This is a genomic window from Candidatus Zixiibacteriota bacterium (genome assembly GCA_040753495.1).
Classification (GTDB): Bacteria; Zixibacteria; MSB-5A5; order GN15; family PGXB01; genus DYGG01.
Window position 1 is genome coordinate 1 of record JBFMEF010000203.1, and the last position, 2,895, is coordinate 2,895.

General features: G+C 52.7%; 3 protein-coding genes. All 3 read right to left on the reverse strand.

What is annotated here, in order from left to right; genetic code table 11:
* Positions 1 to 297 precede the first annotated feature (297 nt).
* Positions 298 to 1,338, reverse strand: coding sequence for a lipopolysaccharide heptosyltransferase II (gene waaF, locus AB1690_13320; GenBank protein ID MEW6016286.1), 1,041 nt, complete (start codon positions 1,336 to 1,338; stop codon positions 298 to 300).
* A gap of 1 nt (position 1,339) precedes the next feature.
* Positions 1,340 to 2,221 (reverse strand): lysophospholipid acyltransferase family protein, encoded by an 882-nt coding sequence (locus tag AB1690_13325; protein ID MEW6016287.1) that lies wholly within the window; start codon positions 2,219 to 2,221, stop codon positions 1,340 to 1,342.
* Positions 2,196 to 2,895: peptidase MA family metallohydrolase (locus AB1690_13330; protein MEW6016288.1), on the reverse strand; the 700-nt coding region annotated here is incomplete at its 5' end. The genes AB1690_13325 and AB1690_13330, both read right to left, overlap by 26 nt.

The window sequence follows — 2,895 nt, forward strand, 5'->3', positions numbered from 1 at the left end:
AGGGCCTGCGGCGGCATCAAAGCCGCCAAATAGCTTAACGGCGATGACAAGTTAACATTGACCGGAATGTCTCATTTAGACTATTCGGATTGACCGAAATTTCGCACCAGAAGGTAAGATTTATTGGTTTGTCGAGATGGTCACTCCGGCTGAATATCTATTTATCAATTAAAAGGCTAAGACAGAATTTGTCAACGGATATTTACGAAAAATGGAGCAATTTTTGCATTATTGAATGCAAAATAAATTTGTGGCATACTGTGTTCGGCCGTGCCGTAGCAGATTTGATTACTATTTTCAAGAGCAGAATCCCCGCGATTTGGCGGCGGTGAAGACGTCATCAACGCTAATATCTTTCATGCAACGCATAAAGGCATCGTCACTTAAGGGACAGCGGTTCTTTACGCAGCAGATGCAGGGCAGATTGTCTCTGATAATGACAGTCTTCTTGTCTGAAATTGGAGAAGTTTCCTCCGGATTATCCGCTCCGGAGAGGACCACCAGGGGGATATCGACGGCGGCGGCGAGATGCGCCAGTCCGGAGTCATTGCCGATGAAGAGACGACAGCGGTACAAAACAGCGGCGGCGGAGCCGATATCGGTTTTGCCGCAGAGATTTATAATTTTGCTGTCACCGGCTGCGACTATTTCACCGGCTTCGAATTCGGCGGCCGCACCTAAAAGAACGACTTTGCAATCGCATTCTGAGATTAGCCTCAATGCCAGTTTGCGATAGTTGTCGGCGCCCCAGCGGCGTGACGTCGCTACCGCCTGCGGCGCGATAGCGACCAGGCGGGAACCCCGCGCGGATGGCGCCAGAAGTCGCTCCGCTTTTTTCTGACTGCCAATGCTTATGTCAAGTTTCGCCGGCGCCGGCGGCAGTTCCTGGCTCGCAAAATGATTTACCAGAGATTGATAAAGAGCGGCGCGATGGAAAACCTTTCCAGTAGGGAGATTGATGCCGTCATTTAAGAGAAATCCCCGCCTGTCGGTGCGGAAGCCGTGGCGGTTTTTAACCTTGCCGAGGAAAAAAGCGAGAGCCGAGGAGAACGATGGCGGCAGAATAATGCCGTGAGTCAGGCGGTATTTGCGCAGAAGTTGTGACTGGCGAAGGATACCTTTCCAGCCATGGAGATGCTCGCCGGAGAGGGGAATGAATTCCGCAAGCGGCAAACCATCGAAGAGAGGGCGGCTCCAGTGAGGCGCCAAAAGATATATTTTGTGCTCTGCGCCGGAACGGATTAGAGAGCGAAGCGCCGGAAGAGCCATCAGGCAATCACCGAGATGATTGGGAGCCCGGATAATGACCGTATTCATACTTTCATGGCGATTTGGCATATCAATCCAGTTTCCAGCGCCGATGAGTCCACATCCATTGTTCCGGATATTGCCGGATGAATCTCTCGAGACTATCGGTGAACTGCTGGGTCATAAGCAGAATATCTTTCTCTTCATCGCCGGTTTTAGGCGGATATATCGGCGGCAGTACTATAGCATGATGTCGGCCGTATCGCACCCGGAGCAGCGCGCCGGTAATTATCGGGCAGTCCATTTTGACCGCGAAGGCGGCGGGACCTTTGTGTGATGCCGCCGGACGTCCGAGAAAATTGACAACAACCGCGCCGGTGGCGGAGTGCTGGTCGTTGACCACGGCAACCATTCGGTTAGCGCGGAGCGATTTGATAACATGGCGGCTGGAGACTCCTATCGGAATGATGCCGACCCCCAGAGCGCGGCGAAGAGAGTTCATAAGTTCATCAACTTTCCTGTTATGCTGTTGCCCGACGAGGAAATCGACCGGATATCCGAGCGCCGCAGCCCATCCGCCGAAAAGTTCCCAGTTGCCAAAATGCCCGGCGACCAGCATCGCTCCTTTCCCCTCACTTTTGACCTGCCCCAAAAATTCGGCGCCTTCGGCATCAATCATTTCGAGAATTTTCTCTTTTTTCAGAACCGGCTGACGGGCAAATTCGACCAGAGTGCGGGCAATATTTATAAACACCTTTCGGGTTATTTGCGCCAGCTCCCTCTCCCCTTTTTCATTGCCGAAAGCGCGCCGAAGATTATTAAGGGCGACCTCGCGCCGTGTTGTCATCAATAGATATGCCAGATTACCGAGCGCAATCGCGAGCCAGTCGGCGAGACGCCCCGGCATAATCTGCACCAGCCGGGTCAGCGTGTAGATGGCGGCGTATTCAAGCCCATGGCTTATTTTCGTCATCGTCGGTCGCTTCCGGTTTAGTGGGATCGCCGTAGTCGAAATCGCGCGATTGCAGGCGGTCCTCTTCCTCCCAGCGACGGTAATAGCGGCGCTTTTTCAGGAAGTTGAGGATGAATCCGATAACGACAACGGCGGCAAGGATGATCCAGATATAGAGAGTATCGATAAAAAGACTCATGAATGTGTATCGCTTTCTAAGGTAATCAAAGAATTCCGTTTCATATCCTTCATAGGTGGCGCCGATGGCGGCAAAGAGCGCCGAATCGACGGAGTGACGTCGGCTCAGCGAATCAAGAAATATATTGAAAGCCTTGATGCCATAATTGTCGAGGAAATATTTTACCGCCAGATATGACTGGGCGTAAGCGGTATGCGCCTTCCCTTCCGGGAAGAGATTCATCTTTTCGATTTCGTCAAGCGGAATCAGGTTGTTAAAAAGAACGGCGCGAGTCATGCTGATATTATCTTCCCATCCCCATTCGGAGGAGAGAAACATCGCCAGCCCCTCATCGAGCCAGCGGGGGGCGCGGCCAAAACCGAGGCGCTCGGATAAAGCGAGATGAGTGTACTCATGCTGCAGCAGTTCCCGCAGCGATTTTCCGACCGGGAAACGGGCGGGAGATTTGATGACAACTGTCTGCCGGTAGGGCATGGCGACTGCGGCGCCCCAGTCG